1 protein-coding gene is annotated in these 729 nt (G+C 62.0%); it reads right to left on the bottom strand.

Annotated features, from left to right (window positions below; all coding sequences use genetic code 11):
• Positions 1-729: IS66 family transposase (gene tnpC, locus XI09_RS08470; RefSeq protein ID WP_442869554.1), on the bottom strand; the 729-nt coding region annotated here is incomplete at both ends.

Below are 729 nucleotides of genomic sequence, written 5' to 3'. Positions count from 1 at the left end.
GCAGGTGGCGACGATCGACGCGAGCAAGGCCCAGTTTTCTGCCCCGATTTCATGACCGGCGAAGAGAGCGTTTTTCCTGGTCAAGCAGACTGGCCGGATGGCGTTCTCGACCGGGTTGGTGTCGAGCTCGAGACGCCCGTCTTCGAGGAAGCGGGTCAGCCCCTGCCAATGATTGAGCGCATAGCGGATATCCTCGGCGAGCGTCGAACCGCTGGAGATCATCGACAGCTGTTTCTCGAACCACGACTTTAACGCGGCTACCATGGGCAGCGAGTGCTCCTTGCGCGCGGCCAAGCGGATGTCCGGCGATGAGCCGCGCACCATGGCTTCGATGGCGTAAAGCTGCGCGATGTGCCGAACGGCGGCCTCAGCGATCGGCGACTTGCTGTTGCGTACCAATTTGACGAAGCGTCTGCGCAAATGGCTCCAACAATGCACGAGCGTCCATGGCCCTTGCGGCCGAGCAACTTCGGTCAGCCGGTCATAACCGTCATAGGCATCGCATTGCAGGTAGCGTCCGCCAAAACCGTCGAGGAACTGCTCAGCAAAGGCACCGCTGCGACCGGGAGCATATCGGAACAGCACGATCGGCGGACTTGGACCGCTGTGGCCGCGGTCGTCTGAGGCGATCGCCCAGAAGTAGCCTTTCTTCGTTTGGCCGCGCCCCGGATCGAGTACCGGCGCCTTGGTCTCATCCATGAACAGCCGATCCGCCATGGCCAGGTGGTG

The sequence above is a fragment of the Bradyrhizobium sp. CCBAU 11386 genome, from assembly GCF_028128955.1.
Taxonomy (GTDB): domain Bacteria; phylum Pseudomonadota; class Alphaproteobacteria; order Rhizobiales; family Xanthobacteraceae; genus Bradyrhizobium.
This window is presented reverse-complemented; position numbering and strand designations above follow the sequence as displayed.